Here is an 18,930-nt window from a genome sequence, read left to right as displayed (position 1 = left end):
ATGAGCGCCGAGAACGAGACGTACGACGGCGACGCGCTCATGGCCGCGATCACCGGCGAGGAACTCGGCGACGAGGCCCGCGCGGACTCTGCCTTCCTGGCCGAATACCGGGCGGCCGAGGCAGACATCGCGCTGCTGAGGGAGCAGCTCGGGATCCTGGGCGAGACGCTCGCCGCGCCGCCGCCCGCCCCGAAACCCGTTCCCGCGCGACTGCGACCGCCCTCCCCGGCCCGCCGCCGCGTCCGCGCCCTGGCCTTCGGCACCCTCGCCGTGGCCGCCGCCGCGAGTGTGGTCACCGGGCTCGGCTGGCTCCTCGGTCACAGTGGCGCGAGTGACCTGTCCTCGGGCGGGAGCGCCGACTCGGCCTCCAAGGCGGAGGCGGGGGTCCGCTTCGGCGGGCCGGCCTACCTGGCCTGCGCCACCACGGTCGCCGAGGGCGAGGTCACCGCCGTCAAGGAGCTGCCCGCCTCCGGACAGATCCAGGTCACCGTGCGGGTGAGCCACTACTACAAGCCGACGCGCGGGGAGAAGGACCTCACCTATGTGGTCGACGAGTACGACCAGCCCGAACCCCTCCTCCAGGGCGCCGCGGTGCTGTTCGGCGTGAGCCAGGGCTCGCCGAACCCCGACCAGTGGGTCGTCGGGGAGGAGGCGATCGCCCGGGAACGGGCCTGGATCACCGCCTCGCTGCCCGAGTCGCGCACGCTGCCCTGCTGAGCCGCGGCACGGGAAAGGGCGGGCGCCCTCACGGACGCCCGCCCCTTTGATCGCCGTACGGAGAAGTGTTACGGCGTGACCTTCTCGATCTTCACGTTGCCGCTGCCGGCGACGGTGCCGCGCGCGTTGACGAGGCTGACCTGGCCGAAGAACTCACGGCCCTCCGGGGCGGGCGCCAGGGCGGTGACGCTGCCGGAGACGGTCGTCGAGGCACCGGTGGCGAGCTTGACCGGGGTGTCGGCGACGGTGACGGTGCCCAGGGCGCTGGAGAAGAACACGTCCTGGTAGTCGTACGCCGTGGAGCCGGCCGGGACCGCGTAGCCGGCGACCTCGATGGTGTAGGTACCGGCGGCGGGCGAGGCGACCGAGACGGCCTCCTCGCTGTCACCGTCGGCGGACTGGCCGACCACGGCGCCCGAGGCGTCGTAGACCGTCAGGTCCAGGTCGGCGGAGACGTCGGAGACGTTGCCGATGGCGACGTCGAGCGACTTCGCGCCGGCCGGCACCTCGACCGTGGTGGTCTGGGTGGCGCCCTCGGCGATGGTCGGGCGGGCCGTCTTGGACGAGCCGAGCGGGCCGCCGGCCAGCTTGCCGTCGATCGCGGCGAGGGTGTTGGTCACCTTCCAGGAGGCGGTGGCCGGGGTGCCGACCTTGGCCTCGGGGACGGTCACGGTCTCCGGGTCGAAGACCGCGCCGTAGACGGCGACGTCGATCTTGTACGGGTTGTCGAGCAGCGGCGAGGTGCGGCGCGACTCGACCTCGATCTCCCAGACACCGGCCTGCGGGTCGGCGTAGGAACGGGCGTCGGGCTTGCAGCCGTTGCCGTCGAGGTAGTTGTTGTAGCAGTACGGGGTGCCGGTGTTGTCGACCGGGACGCCGTAGGGGTGGATGGCGATGAAGCGGGTCTGGCTCTTGTCCTTGAGCCCGCCGATCGCGACCTCCAGCGACTTGGCGCCCGCGGGCACGGTCACGAAGTACGACTGGGTGCTGTTGCGCTGCACGGTGTTCGACGCGGTGTAGGTGTACTTCACCGGCGCCGAGACCACGACCGTGGTGAGGATCTGCTGGTCGAGGCCCTCGGTCTTCGGGTCGTCGACGACCAGGATCGCGCTCTTGAGACCCGCGGACTTCGGCTGCGCCTGGACCTTGACGGTCACCGGCTGGTTCAGCGGGAGGCTGATGTCGTCCTTGCCGAGGATCCGGAAGGTGCCACCGGCGTTGTTGTGGAAGTGCAGCTCGTGGCGGAGCGCCTTGGCCGAGCCGGACGTACGGGTGATGGTGACGTCGTACGTCTTCTTCTGACCGGCCTTCAGGCCGCCCTCGCGGTCGTAGAGACCGGTGCCGTAGCCCGGGGTCTTCAGCAGCTGGTCGATCGCGGTGTCGACCGGGGCCTTCACGGTGTAGTCGTGGGCGGTGGCGCCGTCCTTGATGGCGTCCCAGGCGTCCACGATGTCGATGAGGCCCGCGCCCTCCTCGTACGCCTGCACACCCTTGATGTGCTCGGCGGTCGAGGTCAGGGCGGTGCGCAGGGTGGCCGGCGTCAGCGCGATGTGCTTCTGCTTGGCGGCCGAGATGAGCAGCGCGGAGGCGCCCGCGGCCTGCGGGGAGGCCATCGAGGTGCCCTGGAGCATCGAGTAGCCGGCCGGCAGCGTGTAGCCCGACTCGGCGACCGGGGAGCCCGGCAGCCAGGTCTGGGTGGTGTTGATGGCCGCACCGGGGGCGGACAGGGTCGGCGTGAAGCCGCCGTCCTCACGCGGGCCGCGCGAGGAGAACGGCATCATCGCGTACGACTTGCTCACCTGCGAGCCGTAGTTGGCGGCCCAGGTCGCCTTGGAGATGGTCGCGCCCACCGAGATGACCTTGTCGGCCAGGCCCGGGTCGCCGATGGTGTTCGCGCCGGGGCCGGAGTTGCCCGCGGAGATCACCAGCTGGACGCCGTAGGTGTCGATGAGGCGCGTGTAGAGCTCGGCGCGCGCGTTGTTGCCGTCGTTGAGCGCCGGCAGGCCGCCGATCGACATGTTGACGATGTCGACGCCGCGGTTGACGACGAGGTCGATCATGCCCTCGGTCAGCGCCACGTTGGTGCAGCCGCCGGTCCAGGTGCAGGCGCGGGAGGAGACGAGCTTCGCACCCGGGGCCGCGCCGTTCATCCGGCCGCCGAACAGGCCCTTGGCGGCGGTGATGCCGGCCACGTGGGTGCCGTGCTCGGACTCGATGACACCGATGTTGACGTAGTCGGCCTTGTTGCCCGCGGCGTCGAAGACGACGTCCTTGCGGATCTCGACGACGAACGGCTGGCGCTCGACGACGTCGGTCGACGGGTTGTCGGTGCCGAAGTACCCGACCTGGTAGCCGTCCTTGTACGGCTTCATCGGGGTGTCGTCGGCGAAGTTCTGGTTGTTGTTCAGGTCGACCCGGACGGTCCCGGCGGCCTTGTCGTACAGCACGCCCCAGGTGTCGGTGGTGTCCCCGTCGCGGTTCGCGTCGCCCTTGGCGTCGCCGCCCGCGGTCGCGGCCTCACGGAACAGGTTGACCTGGTACGACCCGGCGGGCGCCGTCCAGGTGCGGCCGTCGAAGGTGAAGCTCGGGCCGGAGACCGCGGTGGTCATGCGCCGCCAGGTGGCGTCGCCGTCGGAGACCGGGTCGGTCGCGGTCACCCAGTCGACGATCTTGCGCTCACCGGTGGTGGTCTTCTGCAGCGCCGGGTGGCCGAGGTCCACGCCGGAGTCCAGGATGCCGATCGTGACACCGCGGCCGTCCGCCTTCGGGTGGTCCTCCACGAAGTCGACGGCGCCCGTCTCGAAGGACGGGTTGTACGGGTTCTCGGCGGGGGTCTTCGCGCTCGGCGCCGGGTAGGTCTTCGCGGCCTTGTGCGCGGCGCCCTTGGCGGTGTCGGCGCTCGGCGTCGGGTCGTCCAGCGGGATGTCCTGCTTGACGTCGATGCCGTGCACGGAGGAGAGCTTCGCGGCGGCGGCGATGGCCGAGTCCGCCTTCGCGGTGGGGACGGTGGCCCGGACGTAACCGAGCTTGTCGTAGGTGAGGCCCACCAGGCCGCCCTTGACCGCGTCCAGCTCCTCGGCGACCTGCTCGGTCTTCCCGGGGGCGGTGGCGACCATCAGCGTGATGTTCTTGGCGCCGTCGGCCTTGGCCTCGGCGAGCGCGTCGGCGTCGTCCGAACCGAGCTTCTGGTCGGCGGACTTCAGGCCCGGGTCCGATGCCGCGGGTGTGGTGCCCGCGTCGGCGGAGAAGGCCATGGGGATCGGCCCCGCCGCGGACAGTGCGGCGACCAGTCCGGCGGCCGCGGCTATGCGCGCCACACGTCTCGCGCCCGATATCGGGGCGCTCTGGGGGGTGAGGGTCATCGGCATCCCTTGTGAGTAAAGGAACGAGCAGGCGTGTGACCGGGACCGATCGGTCCTGGCCACGGTGATCCGGAATACGACCCCGGATGAGCGCCCAGCTTTACGCATGGGAAGGATGTTTAGGGAGAGTTGACCGAATCGATATGGGTGTATGGGGAAAACCCGCGATGCCCTTTGGGACATCGGTGAAGGTGTGTGAGGAAGCGGTCAATTCACCCCATGAGCCCTTGGGAAAGGCTTTTCACGCGTCCTTGGAGCGCGCGTAATGGCGGGACGCCTTCGCGCGGTTGCCGCAGGTCGCCATCGAGCACCAGCGCCGGGTGCCGTTCCTCGACGTGTCGAGGAAGTGCAGCACGCACGACTCGTGGGCGCACGACCGGATCCGGTCCGGCGCGGTCCTGAGCAGCTCCAGGTAGTCGCGCGCGGCGAGCCAGGCCGGGCCCCAGGCGGGGTCGCTCAACTCGGGGTGCTCGACGGCCCCTTGGGGGGTGAGCGCGATCCGGACCCGCCCGTGCTGCAGCACCGCGTCGACCAGCGGCGCCCCCTCCTCCAGCGACCCGTCCACCGCTGCTTGCAGCGCCTGCCTGGCCTGCCGGACGTGCCGCAGCATCCGGTCGTCGGGGACGTGATCGCCGCCGAGTCCGGCCGAGGCGAGCCACACGGCGAGCCCGTCGACGTCGGTGAGGAGGTCCTGGAGGGTTCCCTCGCTCATCCACCGCGTGTTGAGCAGGTCGAGCGCGAGCGGCTCGCCGGTGAGCGGGCGGGGATCGCGGGCGGCGGACATGTGGGACTCCCTTCCGTGCTAACCGGTCAAGCGTACGTGAGTGGTTGCACGCCCCGCTTCTAACCCTTAAAGTCACTCACAGAGGTTAAGTATGCGGATCATCCGAGCTGAAGGGGACAGCCATGACCTTGCGCACCGGCCACATCGGCCTGAACGTCACCGACCTCGACCGTTCGCTCGCCTTCTACCGGGACGTCCTCGGCTTCACGCCACTCGCGGAGGGCAAGGAGGAGGGCCGCCGCTACGCCTTCCTCGGCGACGGCGAGACCCTCGTCCTCACCCTCTGGCAGCAGGCGGAACAGCCGTACGGATCCGACCGCGCGGGCCTGCACCACCTCGCCCTGGAGGCGGACTCGATCGAGAGGGTCAGGGAGTACGAGCAGGCGCTGCGGGCCTACGGAGCCGACTTCGCCCACGACGGCGTGGTCGCCCACCGCGAGGGCGCGGGCTCGGGCGGCATCTTCTTCCACGACCCCGACGGCACCCGCCTGGAGATCTTCGTACCGAGCGGCGCCGAGGAGGCACCGGCTCCCTCCGGTACGGCCCCGACCTGCGGGTTCTTCTAGTCATGGGGGTCTATCACGCGGGCTCGCGGGCCGTGCAGGACCAGGTGGGGGTGCGCGTCCAGGCGGATCACGTGGGCCGCTCGATCGGCCGGGGCATCCGGGAGGTCGCCGCGGCCTTCCTGGAGCTCCAGCCGCTGCTGGTCGCCGGTGCCGCGGACCCCGCCACGGGCCGGGTCTGGGCGTCCCCGCTCACGGGGGCGCCGGGCTTCGCGCGGGCGACGGGACCGCACCGCGTCACCGTCGCGGGCGGATGGCTGCCGGCCGACCCCCTCGCCACGGCGTTCGCCACGCCCGGCACACCCGTCGGCACGATCGCCCTCGACCCCAGGACCCGCCGCCGCATGCGCCTCAACGGCCGACTCGAGCCCACCGCACGCGGGTTCGCGATCGAGGCCGACCAGGTCTTCTCGAACTGCCCCAAGTACCTCCAGAAGAGGGAGTCGTACGAGATCGTGCCCGACCGGCGCGCAGGGGAGGCCCGCCACGGCACCGAACTCACCTCCGCACAGGCCGGGTTCGTCTCCGCGGCCGACACCTTCTTCCTGGCCTCCGTGCACGAGGGCGGAGCCGATGTCAGCCACCGGGGCGGCAACCCCGGTTTCGTGCGCGTCGATTCACCGGGCGAGCTCAGCTGGCGCGACTACCCGGGCAACTCCATGTTCCTGACCCTCGGCAACCTCGCGGCGGACCCCCGGGCCGGGCTGCTCCTCCTCGACTGGACGACGGGCACGGCACTCCAGCTGACCGGCGAGGCGCACACCGACTTCGGCCCGGAGCGCAGGGTCCGCTTCACCGTACGGGCGGCGGTCGAGACCCCCTCGGCGCTCCCGCTGCGCTGGTCCGCGCCCGAATACTCACCGGCCAATCCGGACCCGGCCGACTAACTTGCCTGTATGCGCAAGAAGTTGAGGGTGGCGGCCTACGCCATATGCGTCCGCGACGGACAACTCCTGCTCGCCCGCTGGATCAACGAGGGCCGGCCGGAGTGGACGCTGCCGGGCGGCGGCATGGAGCACGGCGAGGATCTGCACGACACCGTGCTGCGGGAGGTGGAGGAGGAGACGGGGTACCGCGTCGAGGTCACCGGCCTGCTCGGGGTGCGGTCGGTGCGCTTCCCGTCCCGGCGCCGCTTCGGCCGCACCGTCGACCAGCACCACGTGGGGCTCATGTACGAGGCCCGGGTCACCGGCGGGGAACTGCGCCACGAGGTCGGCGGGTCCACGGACATGGCCCAGTGGCACGACCTGGACGCGGTACCCGCCCTGAAGCGGGTGCACATGGTCGACTACGGACTGCGGCTGTGGCGGGAGCGGCCGGTGGCCGGGCGGCCCGCGGAATAGGTGTCGTACCCCGCAAGATGAACACGGAGTGACCGACTCCGGGCGGTTCGACGAGCGGTCCCGAACGCGCAGGGTGGGCCAAGATCCACGTACGGTGATCGGCGTTGCGCGTTGCCGTCTCGTTCACGCGCAGGTCATTCCCGGTGCCAAGCATCCAGAGCGAGCGGGAAATTCGCGACAGCGACTCCCGCGACCACTGCCGACGCAGTTCGCACTCGGGGAGATCGCGCCATGTCGCGCATACGCTCTGTCGCCAGCAGCACGCTGGGGGTCCACCGCCGTACCGTCCTCGCCGCCGCGGGCGCGGCCGCCGCCTCCGTGGGCGTCGGCTACGCCCTGCGGCCCATCGACAGCCAGGCCGCGACGACCACCGGTGCCGCCGGGGCACCGGTGGCCCAGACCGTGCACCGGGCCGCCGCCCCGGTCGAGGCTCCCCTCGCCCCGTACACCCGCGGCACCACCGTCGCCTCCGTCGCCGCCCCGCGCACCGGCTCCGGCTACCGGCGCCTGGGCAACGGCCCCGGATGGAGCCGCAAGGTGCGCTCCGACCTCGCCGCCCCGAAGGCCGGGCGGGCCGGCCGGCGTACCCCGCTGGCCGCGTTCGTGCAGCTCACCGACCTGCACCTGATGGACAGCCAGCACCCGATGCGCCTGGAGTACCTGCGCTCCACCGACGTGCACGCCTGGCGGCCCCAGGAGGCCCTGACGGTGCCGGGCGCGATCTCGCTCGTCGAGCGGATCAACGCGCTGCGGGGCGCCCCCGCCACCGGCGCCCCGCTCCAGTTCGCCATGACGACCGGCGACAACACGGACAACAACTCGCGCACCGAGCTCGACTGGTTCCTCACCGTCATGAGCGGCGGCCGGATCACCCCCAACTCCGGGGACCCGCGCCACTACGAGGGCGTGCAGAACAGCGGGCTCAAGCAGTACTGGCAGCCCGACTCCACCACCCGCGACCACGACAAGCAGCTCGGCTTCCCGCACCTGCGGGGCTACCTCGCCGCCGCCATCCGGGAGTTGAACAGCCCCGGCCTCAACATCCCCTGGTACTCCACGGTCGGCAACCACGACAGCCTGCCGCTCGGCTGCTACGGCCACGGCGACTCCTGGCTCGCCGAGTACGCCGTCGGCGGCAAGAAGCTCATGTCGCTGCCCGCCTCCGAGTCCAAGAAGCTCCAGGACATGATCAGGAAGGCCAACGACCCCCAGGGGCACGCCTTCCGCGACCTGCTCAAGGCGCACGCCCGCAGCATGCGCTCGGTCACCCCCGACGAGCGGCGCGCCCCCTACACCGCCCGCGACTACCTCACGGCCCACCTCGACCCCGCGCACCGCGGCGTGGGCCCGGTGGGCCACGGCTACTCCACCGCCAACCTCGACGCGGGCACCCAGTACTACAGCTTCCGCATCGCCGACGACGTGGTGGGCATCAGCCTCGACACCACCGACCCGGGCGGCCACTACCAGGGATCCATCGGCACCAAGCAGCTGCGCTGGCTGGACCGGACGCTGCGGGAGAACAAGGACTCCTACGTCGTCGTCTTCAGCCACCACACCAGCGACTCGATGGACAACACCCGCCCCGACCCGGCCCACCCGGGCGAGCGCCGGCACAACGGCCAGGAGGTCGTCGCCCTCCTCGGCAGCCACAGCAACGTCCTGGCCTGGGTCAACGGCCACATCCACCGCAATGTGATCAAGGCCCACGCGGCCCCCGACGGCCGTTCCTTCTGGGAGATCTCCACCGCCTCCCACATCGACTTCCCGCACCTCGCGCGGGTCATCGAGCTGGTCGACAACAAGGACGGCACGGTGTCGATCTTCACCACCCTGATCGAGTCCGCGGCCCCCCACCGCACCGACTTCACCGACCTCTCCCAGACCGGCCTCGCCGCCCTCTACCGCGAGCTCGCCTACAACGCCCCGGGTTCGAGCAACAAGCTGGGCGGCGCCTCGGGGGACCGGAACACGGAGCTGGTTCTCAAGAAGGGCTGAAACCGGCCCAACCGGCCGCACCGGCCTCAACCCTCCCCGCCCGTCCCGGGTCTCTCCCGCCGATCACGCTCACCGAGCGTGCCTGGACAGGGGGAAGACATGACCGTACGTACGACTGTGGTGGTCGGGGCGACGGCGGTGGCGCTCACGACCGCCCTCGCCGCCCCGGCGATGGCGGCCGGGGCCGACACCGACACCCACGGGGCCACCAGGAAGGCCGTCCGCGCCGCGGTGAAGGCCGGCGTGCCGGGCGTGACGCTCACCGCGAAGGACGGCCGGAGCACCTGGTCGACCACCGCCGGGGTCGGCGACCTCAGGACGCACGCACCGCGTTCGGTGGACGACCGCTACCGGGTCGGCTCCATCACCAAGACCTTCGTCTCCACCGTGCTGCTCCAACTGGAGGCGGAGGGACGGCTGTCGCTCGACGACACGGTGGAGAAGTGGCTGCCCGGAGTGGTCCGCGGCAACGGCCACGACGGCAGCCGGATCACCCTCCGGCAGCTTCTCAACCACACCAGCGGGATCTTCAACTACACCGCCGACGAGCCGTTCGCGCGCACGTACTTCCTCAAGGACGGCTTCTTCAAGCATCGTTACGACACCCAGAGCCCCGAGCAGCTCGTCGCGATCGCCATGGCCCACGAGCCGGACTTCGCCCCGGGCGCGTCCTGGAACTACTCCAACACCAACTACGTCCTGGCCGGCATGGTGATCCAGAAGGCCACCGGACGGCCGTACGGCGAGGAGATCCGGCACCGGATCATCGACCCCCTGCACCTGACCGCCACCTCGGTCCCCGGCACGCGTGTCACCGTCCCGCGGCCCAGCAGCCGGGCCTACTCCAAGCTGGCCGAGACGGCGACGGGACCGACGTACGACGTCACGAGGCTGAATCCCTCGCTGGCCTCCTCGGCGGGCGAGATGATCTCCGACTCGGCCGACCTCGACCGCTTCTACTCGGCCCTGATGCAGGGCAGGCTGCTGCCGCCGAAGCAGTTGAAGGAGATGAAGACCACGGTGACCGTCGAGGGCATCCCGAACGCCGGCTACGGCCTCGCCCTCATCGACCGGAAGCTCAGCTGCGGGGTCCATGTCTGGGGCCACGACGGCGGCATCCACGGCTCCAACTCCGTGGCCGTGACCACGGCCGACGGCCGCCACTCCCTGGCCTTCAACTTCAACGGCGACTGGTCGGGGGACACCGACGCGGTGGTGGAGGCGGAGTTCTGCGGCGAGTAGTCGCGCCGACCCGGATACGAAGCACGCAGTTCATCCGGACGTAATGTCCGTACCGCCTCATATCGGCTAACCCGCACTTCACGGGGATGGCTCGATTGTGTGCAAGGCGGGTGGTCGTGTGCGTACGGGACACGAGCTGCGAGTGCTGTCGGTCTACGAGGGTTTCTTCTCCGGTGGGGCCCGGATCGTGCACAGCGACATCGTGCTGGGTCTCACCGAGGGGGGCCAGCACCATCAGGTGCTGAGCCTGTACGGCGAGGTCCACCGGGAGGCGACCCGGCAGCGGATGACGGACGACACCTGCTACCGGGCGCTGACCGCGGCCGGGGTCGCCGTCACCTCCCTCGGCCGCACCTTCCGGAGCACCGGCGTTTCGGCCGGGTTCACCGGACCGGAGCTGGCCGAAACAGCCCGGGCGACGGCGGGCGCGGACGTGGTGCTCTCCCTGAAGGAACAGCCGCTGGGGCTGCTCAACCAGGCGGGGCTGCCCCGCCGCCCGGTCGTGGTCTGCCTGCACCGCTCCGACCCGGAGAACCAGGGCACCGCCCTCGACGAGCTGAAGGCGGCCATCGCCGACGGCACGGTCGTGGCCTGCGTGTGCTGCGCCGAGTCGACGAGGGACGCGTACCGGGCCGCCGGGATCCCCTCCGAGCTCCTCCATGTGATCCCCAATGGCGTCGATCTCTTCCGCTTCCGCCCGGACGCGGCCCGCCGCCTCGCGCTCCGCACGGAACTCGGCATCGACCAGGCGGCCCCCGTGGTCGTCTTCGCCGCCCGCTACGACGCCATGAAGAACGTCCCCCTGCTGCTCGCCGCCGCCCGCGCCTGGCTGGACCGGGTCCCGGACGGGCAGGTGCTGATGTGCGGGGCGGGCATGACGACGGCCAACCCCGGGCTCACCGCGGACATCGCGACCGCGTTCCAGGGGGTCCCGGCCCTCGCGGACCGGGGCCTGCGGCTGCTGGGCGTCCGGCGCGACATGGAGACGCTGTACGCCGCCTCGGACGTCGTCGCCCTCACCTCCGCCTGGGGCGAGGCCGCCCCGCTGTGCCTGATCGAGGGCATGATGTGCGGCGCGGTGCCGGTGGCGACCGACGTCGGTGACAGCGCGGCGATCGTGGCGGGCCACGGCCTGATCACGGACCCGGACCCGGAGACGATCGCGGCGGCCTGGTCCCGGGCGGTGGCCGCCCGCACCGACCTCGCCCCGGCCCTCGCGGCGAGCCGCGAACGCTTCAGCCGTACGAGGATGATCGCGTCGTACGCGGCCCTGCTGGACCGTGCCGCCGCGGGCGCCGCCCGCCCCGCGCTGCCCGACCCGCTCCGGCGGCCGCACGCGCAATGAGGAGGGGCCCCGGCACCCCGGTGCCGTGGCCCCTCCTCTCCCCTCCTGGTCCCGCCCCGGTCCGTCACTACCGGGGCAGCACCACGACATAGGCCGCGGGATCACGGTCGCCCGCGGCCATGAGCGCGGTACGGATCACCGTCGCCTGCTGTTCCATCGCGTCCCGGAGCTTGCGGGGGGTGATGTGGACGACCGTGATGCCGAGGCGCTCCAGGTGCTCGCGCTTGCGCGCGTACTCCGACCACAGGGCGTCCTCGTCCTGGCGGTGGCCCTGGCGCGGGGCCCGGGTGTCCAGCTCCACCGCGACCGCCTGCTCGGGCCAGTACGCGTCCAGGCCGCCCAGGTGGGGCCCGCCCGGGAGCCTGAGGTCGACGTTCCAGACCGGGTCGGGCAGGCCGTGCTCCTCGACCATGCGGTACAGGCGGTCCTCGGCGATGGCACGGCCCTCGGCGAGCAGGGAGTCCACCGCGTCCACCACGTGCGGGCGGCTCAGCAGTTTGGCGTTGTTCAGCTCCCGTACGACCGAGGCGGGTTCGCAGTGGCCGCCGCGCACCGCCTCGGTCAGGAGCCGGCGTACCGCGCCCGCGTCCGTGAGTTCGGTGACCGCGTCGGCGAGGGCGCGCGGGACGGGGGCGACCGGGAGGCCGGTGACCTGTTCGGCGTCCGGGAGCGCCGGTGTGCGGATGATCCGCGCGGATCCCGTGGAGCGCAGCCGGCGCATCCTCGGGACCAGGACGTCGATCCGGTCCAGGGAGAGCAGCGGCGGGGTCGAGCTGAAGCCGTGCAGCGTCAGCGCCGCTAGCCCCGTGATCATCGCCTCGGCGTACACCGGGCGGTGCGGCTCCTCCGCGCCCGGCTGCGAGGGGACCCCGGTGCCCTGTTCCCGTGCCGCGTACATCAGCACCGCGTGCAGCCGCTCCTCGCTGGTCGGCGGGCCCGGGTGGAGCAGGAAGACACCGGGGAGGATCTGCTGCCAGGGGCCGCCGGGCCGGCACTGCTCGTTCGCTTCGGCGACCGAGACACCGGCCGTGCGCAGCCGGCCGGCGGTCATGACCCGGCGGTGCACCTCGGAGAGGTGGCGCAGAGGGCGGGGGGAGAGCGGGGGGACCGGGGTGTTGTGGTTCATGCAGCGGAGATTCCCGCCTCCGGACCGCCCGCTAACCGCTGTTACACGTCCGTCGACAAATGCGGACAAGGCAGCACTAAAGGACGGGTGTTCGGATGCCGAGTAGGCGGCGAAAACCCCTGGTCCCTTCGGGCGGGACCAGGGGTTACGGTTGTTATTGCCCGTATTTCGTAACGGCTACCGGGAGCCCAAGCTCAGGCCAAAGGTCATGCGGTGTTGACGGCGTTGACGGCCCCCGCATCGCACGCCTGACCCCGCAGCGCCCGCGCCAGATCGTCCCGACCCTCCAGCACCAGCCTGCGCAGAGCCGGCGCCGCCTCCTCGTGCGCCGCGAGCCACGCGTCGGCCGCGTCCAGCGTGGCCGGCGAGTCCTGGAGCGAGGGGAACAGCCCGGAGACGATGTTCATGGCGATCTGGATCGACCGGTCCTGCCAGATCCGCTCGATCACCGCGAAGTACTTCTCCGTGTACGGCGCGAGCAGCTCCCGCTGCGAGGGCCGGTCGAACCCCGAGATCGTGGCCTCGGCCAGGGCGTTGGACAGCGCGTCGGACTCCACGACCTGCGCCCACGCCTGCGCCTTCACGGCCGCGGAGGGACGCGCGGCGAGGCAGCGGACGTGATGCCGCTTGCCGGACGCGGTGTCGTCCCGGGCGAGCTCGGCGGCCAGCACCTTCTCGTCGGCGATCCCGTGCACGGCGAGCGGCTCCAGGAACGCCCAGCGCAGCTCCTGGTCGACCTCCAGCCCGGCGATGTCCGCCGCGCCCTCCAGCAGACCCCGCAGCAGCTCGAAGGAGCCCGGCCCCCCGGCCGTCCGCGCGAAGAACCGCGCCCACGCCAGCTGCTGTTCGCTGCCCGGCTCGGCGGCGAGCAGCTCCCGCTCGGCCCCCTCGGCGAGCAGCGCGCCGGCCCGCTCCCGCCCCTCGGGCGCCACGTAGTGCACGAGCGCCGACTCGGCCCAGGCGTGCAGCATCTGCAGGACGCCGATGTCGGACTCCCGGCCCGCGAAACGCAGCACGATGTCCACGAACTCGCTAGCCGGCAGCAGCGCGTCCCGCGTCATGTTCCACAGCGCCGACCAGCACAGGGCCCGGGCGAGCGGATCGGTGAGGTCGCCGAGCGCCGACTTCAGCGTCTCCAGGGAGCCCGCGTCGAAGCGGGTCTTGCAGTACGTCAGGTCGTCGTCGTTGACCAGCACGAGCTCCGGGGCCTCGGCACCGGCCAGCTCCGTCACGACCGTGCGCGGGCCGTCGACGTCCACCTCGGCGCGCGCGTACCGCTCCAGAGCCCCTTCGGGAGTACGGCGGTACAGACCGACCGCCACCCGGTGCGGCCGCAGCTCCGGGTGCGACTCGGCGGCCTCCTGCACGACCGCCAGTTCGTCGACGCGGCCCTCGGCGCTCAGCAGCACCTGCGGGGTCAGCGAGTTGACCCCGGCCGTCTGCAGCCAGGACCGCGCCCACGCGCCCATGTCCCGCCCGCTGGTCTCCTCCAGGACGGACAGCAGGTCGCCGAGGCGGGTGTTGCCGTACGCGTGCCGCTTGAAGTAGCGCCGCGCGCCCTCCAGGAACGCGTCCTGGCCGACGTACGCGACGAGCTGCTTCAGCACGGAGGCACCCTTGGCGTAGGTGATGCCGTCGAAGTTGAGCTTGGCGTCCTGCAGGTCGCGGATGTCGGCGGTGATCGGGTGGGTGGAGGGCAGCTGGTCGGCGCGGTAGGCCCAGGCCTTGCGGCGGTTGGCGAAGGTGATCCAGGAGTCCTTGAATCGGGTCGCGCCGACGTTGGCGAAGGTGCCCATGAAGTCCGCGAAGGACTCCTTCAGCCACAGGTCGTCCCACCACACCATGGTGACCAGGTCGCCGAACCACATGTGGGCCATCTCGTGCAGGATGACGTTGGCGCGGCCCTCGTAGGAGGCCCGCGTCACCTTGCCGCGGAAGATGTACTCCTCGCGGAAGGTCACCAGCCCCGGGTTCTCCATCGCGCCCAGGTTGTACTCGGGCACGAACGCCTGGTCGTACTTCCCGAAGGGGTACGGGTAGTCGAAGTGCTCGTGGAAGAAGTCCAGGCCCTGCTTGGTGACCAGGAACACGTCGTCGGAGTCGAAGTGGGGGGCGAGCCCCTTGCGGCACAGGGCGCCGAGGGGGATCTCCAGGGTCGAACCGTCCTCCAGCACCCGGGAGTAGGAGTCCGTCACGTAGTGGTACGGGCCCGCCACGACACAGGTGATGTACGTCGAGATCGGCTTCGTCTCCGCGAACCGCCACACGCCGTCGCTCTCCGAGCCGACCCCGTTGCTCCAGACCACCCAGCCCTGCGGCGCCCGCACCTCGAAGCGGAAGGGCGCCTTGAGGTCCGGCTGCTCGAAGTTCGCGAAGACGCGGCGGGAGTCGGCCGGCTCGTACTGCGTGTAGAGGTAGACCTCGCCGTCCTCGGGGTCGACGAAGCGGTGCATGCCCTCGCCGGTGCGGGAGTAGGCGCACTGGGCGTCGACGATCAGTTCGTTGTCGGCGGCCAGGTCCTCCAGGGCGATCCGGGAGCCGTCGAAGACCGCGCCCGGGTCCAGGTCCCGGCCGTTCAGCGACACCGCCGTGACGCTCGGCGCGATCAGGTCCGCGAAGCTCGTGGCCCCCGGCTCGTTGCAGCGGAAGCGGATCGTGGTCACGGAACGGAAGGTGCGCGGGCCGTCCCCCGACTCGTCGCCGACCGCCGAGCGCAAGTCGAGGGACACCTCGTACCCGTCGACGGACAGCAGGGCGGCCCGCTCCCGGGCCTCGTCGCGGGACAGATTCTCACCGGGCACGGGCGATGCTCCCTCGGATGGTGTTCAGCATGCGGACAGGCCCGATCCTGCCATGTGCCCCTGACATCGGTCAGCCGGGAATGGGGGGTGTGACGAGCGGTGTTGCCGGTTGAAACGAACACCTTTCTAGGAGACCCATGTCCGAGACCGCGAGCACCTCCGGCAAGACCCCCGTCGACTTCTGGTTCGACCCGCTGTGCCCCTGGGCCTGGATGACCTCCCGCTGGGTCCTGGAGGTCGAGAAGGTCCGGGACATCGAGGTGCACTGGCACATCATGAGCCTGGCCGTGCTGAACGAGCCCAAGCTGGACGAGCTGCCCGAGGAGTACCGCGAGCTGCTGGCGACCAAGGCCTGGCAGCCGATCCGCGTGGTCACCGCGGCCTGGCAGAAGCACGGCTCCGACATCCTCGGCCCGCTGTACACCGCGCTCGGCACCCGTATCCACAACGAGGGCCAGGGCCCGACGCGGGAGGCCGTCGAAGGCGCTCTGGCGGACGTCGGCCTGCCCGCCGACCTGATCGAGTACTTCGACCAGAAGGACTTCGAGTTCGACGCGGAGCTGCGCGCCTCCCACAAGGAGGGCATCGACAAGGTCGGCCAGGACGTCGGCACCCCGGTCATCGCGGTCCCCGGCCCCGACGGCGAGCAGATCGCCTTCTTCGGCCCGGTCGTCACCCCGGCCCCCAAGGGCGAGGAGGCGGCCCGCCTCTGGGACGGCACCGTGGCGGTCGCCTCGGTCCCGGGCTTCTACGAGATCAAGCGCACGCGCACCAAGGGTCCGGACTTCAGCAACCTGTAGTCACTTCTTCGGCTCGGGGAAGGAACCCCCGTCGTTCTGATCCCCGAGCCGCTGGTAGCGAAGACAGCCCTCACGGGCACAGCGGTAGTACGAGCCCAGGCGGGTGTGCCTGGGCTTGTGCTCCCGGACGTACGCCTGCTCGGCGTCGGTGAGCGCCCGGAACTCCTGAAGGCTCCCACCGCAGTTCGCACACCTCATGAACACCGTGAACCGCAACCCCCTCAGGGGGCGACCGGCCACGACGATGTCGCGGCTAACGGCCGGCCCGCCCCCGTGCCTCATCCAACCGCACCAGATGCTCCTGGAACCCTTTGGAGTAGTACGCGGAACGCTCCGGATCCGGCTCGACGACCGCCGTCGGTTCGGTCCAGACCCCGGCGTCGAGCGAGACTCCGTAGCGCTCGGCCGCGGCCAGCACGGCCCCCCGAGCGCCCACCTCCCCCTCCACGACCCTGAGCGGCCGCCCGAGCACATCCGCCAGCAGCCGCATCCACGCGGAACTGCGGGTCCCCCCGCCGCACACCGCGAGCGACCCCGTCAGTCCCGCCGCCTCCAGACAGTGCCGGGCCGCGTACCCGATCCCCTCACAGGCCGCCCGGATCAGATCGGCCCTGGTCGTCTCCAGCGAGACCCCGCTCAACTCGGCCCGCAGATGAGGCTCGACAAAGGGAGCCCGCTCCCCGGAGGGCGCGAAGTACGGCAGCACCCGCACCCCGTGCGCCCCCGGCGGAGTCGCCGCCAGCAGCTCGTCCACCTCGGCGTGCGTCACGCCCGTCGTCGACAGCACCCAGTCCAGCGCGGCCGTCCCGACCATCGCCGGCATCGCCCGCAGCCGGTGCCCGGGCCGGTCGGTCGAGATGTACAGCCCGGCCGGCTCACCGCTCAGATCCAGCTCGGTCGTGGCGACCAGCGCGGCGAGGCACGTGCCCACGATCAGCAGCCCGTCTCCCGGCGAGACGACCCCCGCCCCCAGCGCGCAGGCCGGCAGGTCGTACGGCCCGTTCGAGAGCCGCGTCCCGGACGGCAGCCCGGCACCGCGCGTCTCGCCCGTGGCGATGGGATCAGCGACCGGGGCGAGCAGCCGCCGGCGACGGGTGAGGCCCAGCAGCTCCACCACCCGGTTGTCGTAGGTCCGGGTCCGCGGGTCGAGGAAGGGCATCGACGCGTCCGACACGTCCGTCGTTGCGCGCACGGCCCCGGTGAGCCGCTGGAAGACCATGTCCTTGCAGTACACGGCGGCCGCGGCGGCCTCCAGGGACTTCGGGTCGTACCGGTCCAGCCAGGCCAGCAGCGGCCCCGGCGAGCCCGGGAACATCGCACCGCCGGTCCGCCGGAACACCGTCTCGAAGGTGCCGTCCGCGAGCCACTGGTCGAGCAGTTCGTGCGCCCGCCCGTCCATCCAGGACACGGCGGACCGCACCGGCCGTCCCTCCTTGTCGACCAGCCACACCCCGTCGCCCTGCCCGGTCAGCCCGGCCAGCTCCACCGGCTCGGGCACCCGCCCGGTCAGCGTGGCGAGGACGTCGACGACGGCGTCGTAGACCTCCTCCATGTCCTGCTCGACGAATCCGCCGCGCAGGGAGAGCTCCACCGGGCGCGATTCGACGGCCAGTTGGCGACCCTCACCGTCGAAGGCGGCGGCCTTGACGACGGACGTGCCCACATCGATACCGACGTACATGCAGATTCCCTCCTGTGACCGTCACGTCAGGCAGTGCGCCAACCGCTCCCCCCGCACCCAGCGGCCCACCTCCTCCGCCGCGATCCTCGCCGCCTTCTCCGCCACCGCGCGGCTCGCCCCGCCGAGGTGCGGGGTCAGGACGACCCGGTCGGCCAGGGCGCGCAGCCGGGAGTCCGCGGGCAGGGGTTCGTGCTCGTAGGTGTCCAGGGCGGCCGCCGACAGCCGGCCGCTCTCCAGCGCGTCGCACAGTGCGGACTCGTCCACCAGCGGGCCGCGCGCCACGTTCACCACGGCCGCACCCTGAGGCAGCAGCGCCAGCTCGCGGGCGCCGATCAGCCCGCGCGTCTCGGCAGTGAGACGAGCGTGCAGGGTGATCACCCGGGAGCGGGCGAGGAGCCGGTCCAGCGAGGACACGCGCAGGCCGTGGATCTCGCCGCGCACATACGGGTCGTAGACCATGACCTGCGCCCCGAAGGCGCACAGCACGCGCGCGACCCGGCTGCCGACGGCGCCGTAGCCGACGAGACCGACGGGCAGGTCCTCCAGCTCCAGACCGCTGTGCTCGTACGTGTAGTAGGCGGCGCCGCCCTCCCAACTGCCCTGTCCGGCAAGGAGATCGTGGGCCTGCGGGATGCGGCGCACGGCGGCGAGCAGCATGCCGACGGTGAACTCGGCGGTGGCGGCGGCGTTGCGACCGGGCGCGAAGCACACCCGGACGTCCCGGGCCTTGGCCGCGTCGAGGTTCACGTTGACCGGGCCGCCCCGGCAGACCACGACCAGCTTCAGCCGGTCGGCCGCGTTCAGCACCCGCTCGGTGACGGGGCCCATCTGGGTGACGAGGACCTCCGCGCCGTCCAGCGCCTCGATCAGTTCGTCCTCGGCGTCGCTCGCCTCCGTCACCTCCGAGACGGGCCCGAAGGGTTCCAGGGGCCAGCCGAGCTTCAACTCCCGCGTGCGCACGGCGATGCCGCCCAGCTCGGCCTCGACGGCCCCGGCGATCAGCCCCGGCAGTACGAAGTGGTCGCCGGCCGCCACGACACGGACGGGCTCGGTCCTGTGGGTCATCGTCGACCTCCGGATCGTCGCTTCACTGTCACGATGTTGAGCCGCGTGTCCGGGGTACGCATAGACCCCGTGCGGGTGGGAGGTGCCGGCAGGGCGGAGATGG

Annotated in this window: 15 protein-coding genes; 8 read left to right on the top strand and 7 right to left on the bottom strand. The window is 71.5% G+C overall.

All coding sequences use genetic code 11. From position 1 onward, the window contains the following. The gene (locus IOD14_RS37490; protein ID WP_123989265.1) at window positions 1-717 is read left to right on the top strand and encodes a hypothetical protein; all 717 of its coding nucleotides are present in this window, start codon (window positions 1-3) and stop codon (window positions 715-717) included. 68 nt (window positions 718-785) lie between these two features. On the opposite strand, the gene IOD14_RS37485 is transcribed toward IOD14_RS37490, so the two are convergent. After that, complete coding sequence (locus tag IOD14_RS37485; protein WP_123989264.1) at window positions 786-4,079, bottom strand: S8 family serine peptidase; 3,294 nt, start codon at window positions 4,077-4,079, stop codon at window positions 786-788. Window positions 4,080-4,320: 241 nt separating this feature from the next. Then, window positions 4,321-4,863: a CGNR zinc finger domain-containing protein gene (locus IOD14_RS37480; protein WP_123989263.1), complete on the bottom strand. Its 543-nt coding sequence runs from the start codon at window positions 4,861-4,863 to the stop codon at window positions 4,321-4,323. A 122-nt stretch (window positions 4,864-4,985) separates the two neighbouring features. Between IOD14_RS37480 and IOD14_RS37475 the strand changes: the two genes are divergently transcribed. From IOD14_RS37475 to IOD14_RS37450, 6 genes are all read left to right on the top strand, one after another. After that, a complete protein-coding gene (locus tag IOD14_RS37475; RefSeq protein ID WP_123989262.1) occupies window positions 4,986-5,429 on the top strand; it encodes a VOC family protein in 444 nt (147 codons plus the stop codon). A gap of 2 nt (window positions 5,430-5,431) precedes the next feature. Next, window positions 5,432-6,313, top strand: coding sequence for a pyridoxamine 5'-phosphate oxidase family protein (locus IOD14_RS37470; RefSeq protein ID WP_123989261.1), 882 nt, complete (start codon window positions 5,432-5,434; stop codon window positions 6,311-6,313). A 9-nt stretch (window positions 6,314-6,322) separates the two neighbouring features. Continuing rightward, window positions 6,323-6,769 carry an NUDIX hydrolase gene (locus IOD14_RS37465; RefSeq protein WP_123989260.1) on the top strand — a complete coding sequence of 149 codons (447 nt, stop codon included), beginning with the start codon at window positions 6,323-6,325 and terminating at the stop codon, window positions 6,767-6,769. Between the two features lie 231 nt (window positions 6,770-7,000). Continuing rightward, window positions 7,001-8,767 (top strand): TIGR03767 family metallophosphoesterase, encoded by a 1,767-nt coding sequence (locus IOD14_RS37460; RefSeq protein ID WP_123989259.1) that lies wholly within the window; start codon window positions 7,001-7,003, stop codon window positions 8,765-8,767. A gap of 99 nt (window positions 8,768-8,866) precedes the next feature. Next, on the top strand, window positions 8,867-10,009 hold the full coding sequence (locus tag IOD14_RS37455) for a serine hydrolase domain-containing protein (RefSeq protein WP_123989258.1): 1,143 nt from the start codon (window positions 8,867-8,869) through the stop codon (window positions 10,007-10,009). 142 nt (window positions 10,010-10,151) lie between these two features. Then, window positions 10,152-11,354: a glycosyltransferase gene (locus tag IOD14_RS37450; protein WP_212673485.1), complete on the top strand. Its 1,203-nt coding sequence runs from the start codon at window positions 10,152-10,154 to the stop codon at window positions 11,352-11,354. A 67-nt stretch (window positions 11,355-11,421) separates the two neighbouring features. On the opposite strand, the gene IOD14_RS37445 is transcribed toward IOD14_RS37450, so the two are convergent. Both IOD14_RS37445 and pepN read right to left on the bottom strand, forming a co-directional pair. Then, window positions 11,422-12,480, bottom strand: a complete 1,059-nt coding sequence (locus IOD14_RS37445; protein WP_212672630.1) for a hypothetical protein — start codon at window positions 12,478-12,480, stop codon at window positions 11,422-11,424. A gap of 206 nt (window positions 12,481-12,686) precedes the next feature. After that, complete coding sequence (gene pepN, locus IOD14_RS37440; protein WP_212672629.1) at window positions 12,687-15,281, bottom strand: aminopeptidase N; 2,595 nt, start codon at window positions 15,279-15,281, stop codon at window positions 12,687-12,689. Window positions 15,282-15,418: 137 nt separating this feature from the next. Between pepN and IOD14_RS37435 the strand changes: the two genes are divergently transcribed. After that, the gene (locus IOD14_RS37435) at window positions 15,419-16,081 is read left to right on the top strand and encodes a DsbA family protein (RefSeq protein WP_212672628.1); all 663 of its coding nucleotides are present in this window, start codon (window positions 15,419-15,421) and stop codon (window positions 16,079-16,081) included. Here IOD14_RS37435 and IOD14_RS37430 read toward each other — a convergent pair whose 3' ends face one another. From IOD14_RS37430 to IOD14_RS37420, 3 genes are read right to left on the bottom strand one after another with little or no spacing between them, the layout of a single operon-like run. Then, entirely contained in the window at window positions 16,082-16,279 is a 198-nt protein-coding gene (locus IOD14_RS37430; protein ID WP_249126169.1) for a hypothetical protein, read from the bottom strand. Between the two features lie 55 nt (window positions 16,280-16,334). Further along, on the bottom strand, window positions 16,335-17,762 hold the full coding sequence (locus IOD14_RS37425; RefSeq protein ID WP_212672627.1) for an FGGY-family carbohydrate kinase: 1,428 nt from the start codon (window positions 17,760-17,762) through the stop codon (window positions 16,335-16,337). A gap of 21 nt (window positions 17,763-17,783) precedes the next feature. After that, window positions 17,784-18,827, bottom strand: a complete 1,044-nt coding sequence (locus IOD14_RS37420) for a 2-hydroxyacid dehydrogenase (RefSeq protein WP_212672626.1) — start codon at window positions 18,825-18,827, stop codon at window positions 17,784-17,786. Window positions 18,828-18,930: the final 103 nt, after the last annotated feature.

Source organism: Streptomyces sp. A2-16, from assembly GCF_018128905.1.
Classification (GTDB): domain Bacteria; phylum Actinomycetota; class Actinomycetes; order Streptomycetales; family Streptomycetaceae; genus Streptomyces.
This window is presented reverse-complemented; position numbering and strand designations above follow the sequence as displayed.

Bases quoted from the DNA above. Each gene is read 5' to 3' on its own strand.
- IOD14_RS37445 (WP_212672630.1), bottom strand. From the start codon at position 12,480: ATGAACCACAACACCCCGGTCCCCCCGCTCTCCCCCCGCCCTCTGCGC.
- IOD14_RS37460 (WP_123989259.1), top strand. From the start codon at position 7,001: ATGTCGCGCATACGCTCTGTCGCCAGCAGCACGCTGGGGGTCCACCGC.
- IOD14_RS37480 (WP_123989263.1), bottom strand. From the start codon at position 4,863: ATGTCCGCCGCCCGCGATCCCCGCCCGCTCACCGGCGAGCCGCTCGCG.
- IOD14_RS37425 (WP_212672627.1), bottom strand. From the start codon at position 17,762: ATGTACGTCGGTATCGATGTGGGCACGTCCGTCGTCAAGGCCGCCGCC.
- IOD14_RS37420 (WP_212672626.1), bottom strand. From the start codon at position 18,827: ATGACCCACAGGACCGAGCCCGTCCGTGTCGTGGCGGCCGGCGACCAC.
- IOD14_RS37435 (WP_212672628.1), top strand. From the start codon at position 15,419: ATGTCCGAGACCGCGAGCACCTCCGGCAAGACCCCCGTCGACTTCTGG.
- IOD14_RS37430 (WP_249126169.1), bottom strand. From the start codon at position 16,279: ATGAGGTGTGCGAACTGCGGTGGGAGCCTTCAGGAGTTCCGGGCGCTC.
- IOD14_RS37470 (WP_123989261.1), top strand. From the start codon at position 5,432: ATGGGGGTCTATCACGCGGGCTCGCGGGCCGTGCAGGACCAGGTGGGG.
- IOD14_RS37485 (WP_123989264.1), bottom strand. From the start codon at position 4,079: ATGACCCTCACCCCCCAGAGCGCCCCGATATCGGGCGCGAGACGTGTG.
- IOD14_RS37475 (WP_123989262.1), top strand. From the start codon at position 4,986: ATGACCTTGCGCACCGGCCACATCGGCCTGAACGTCACCGACCTCGAC.
- IOD14_RS37465 (WP_123989260.1), top strand. From the start codon at position 6,323: ATGCGCAAGAAGTTGAGGGTGGCGGCCTACGCCATATGCGTCCGCGAC.
- IOD14_RS37455 (WP_123989258.1), top strand. From the start codon at position 8,867: ATGACCGTACGTACGACTGTGGTGGTCGGGGCGACGGCGGTGGCGCTC.
- IOD14_RS37490 (WP_123989265.1), top strand. From the start codon at position 1: ATGAGCGCCGAGAACGAGACGTACGACGGCGACGCGCTCATGGCCGCG.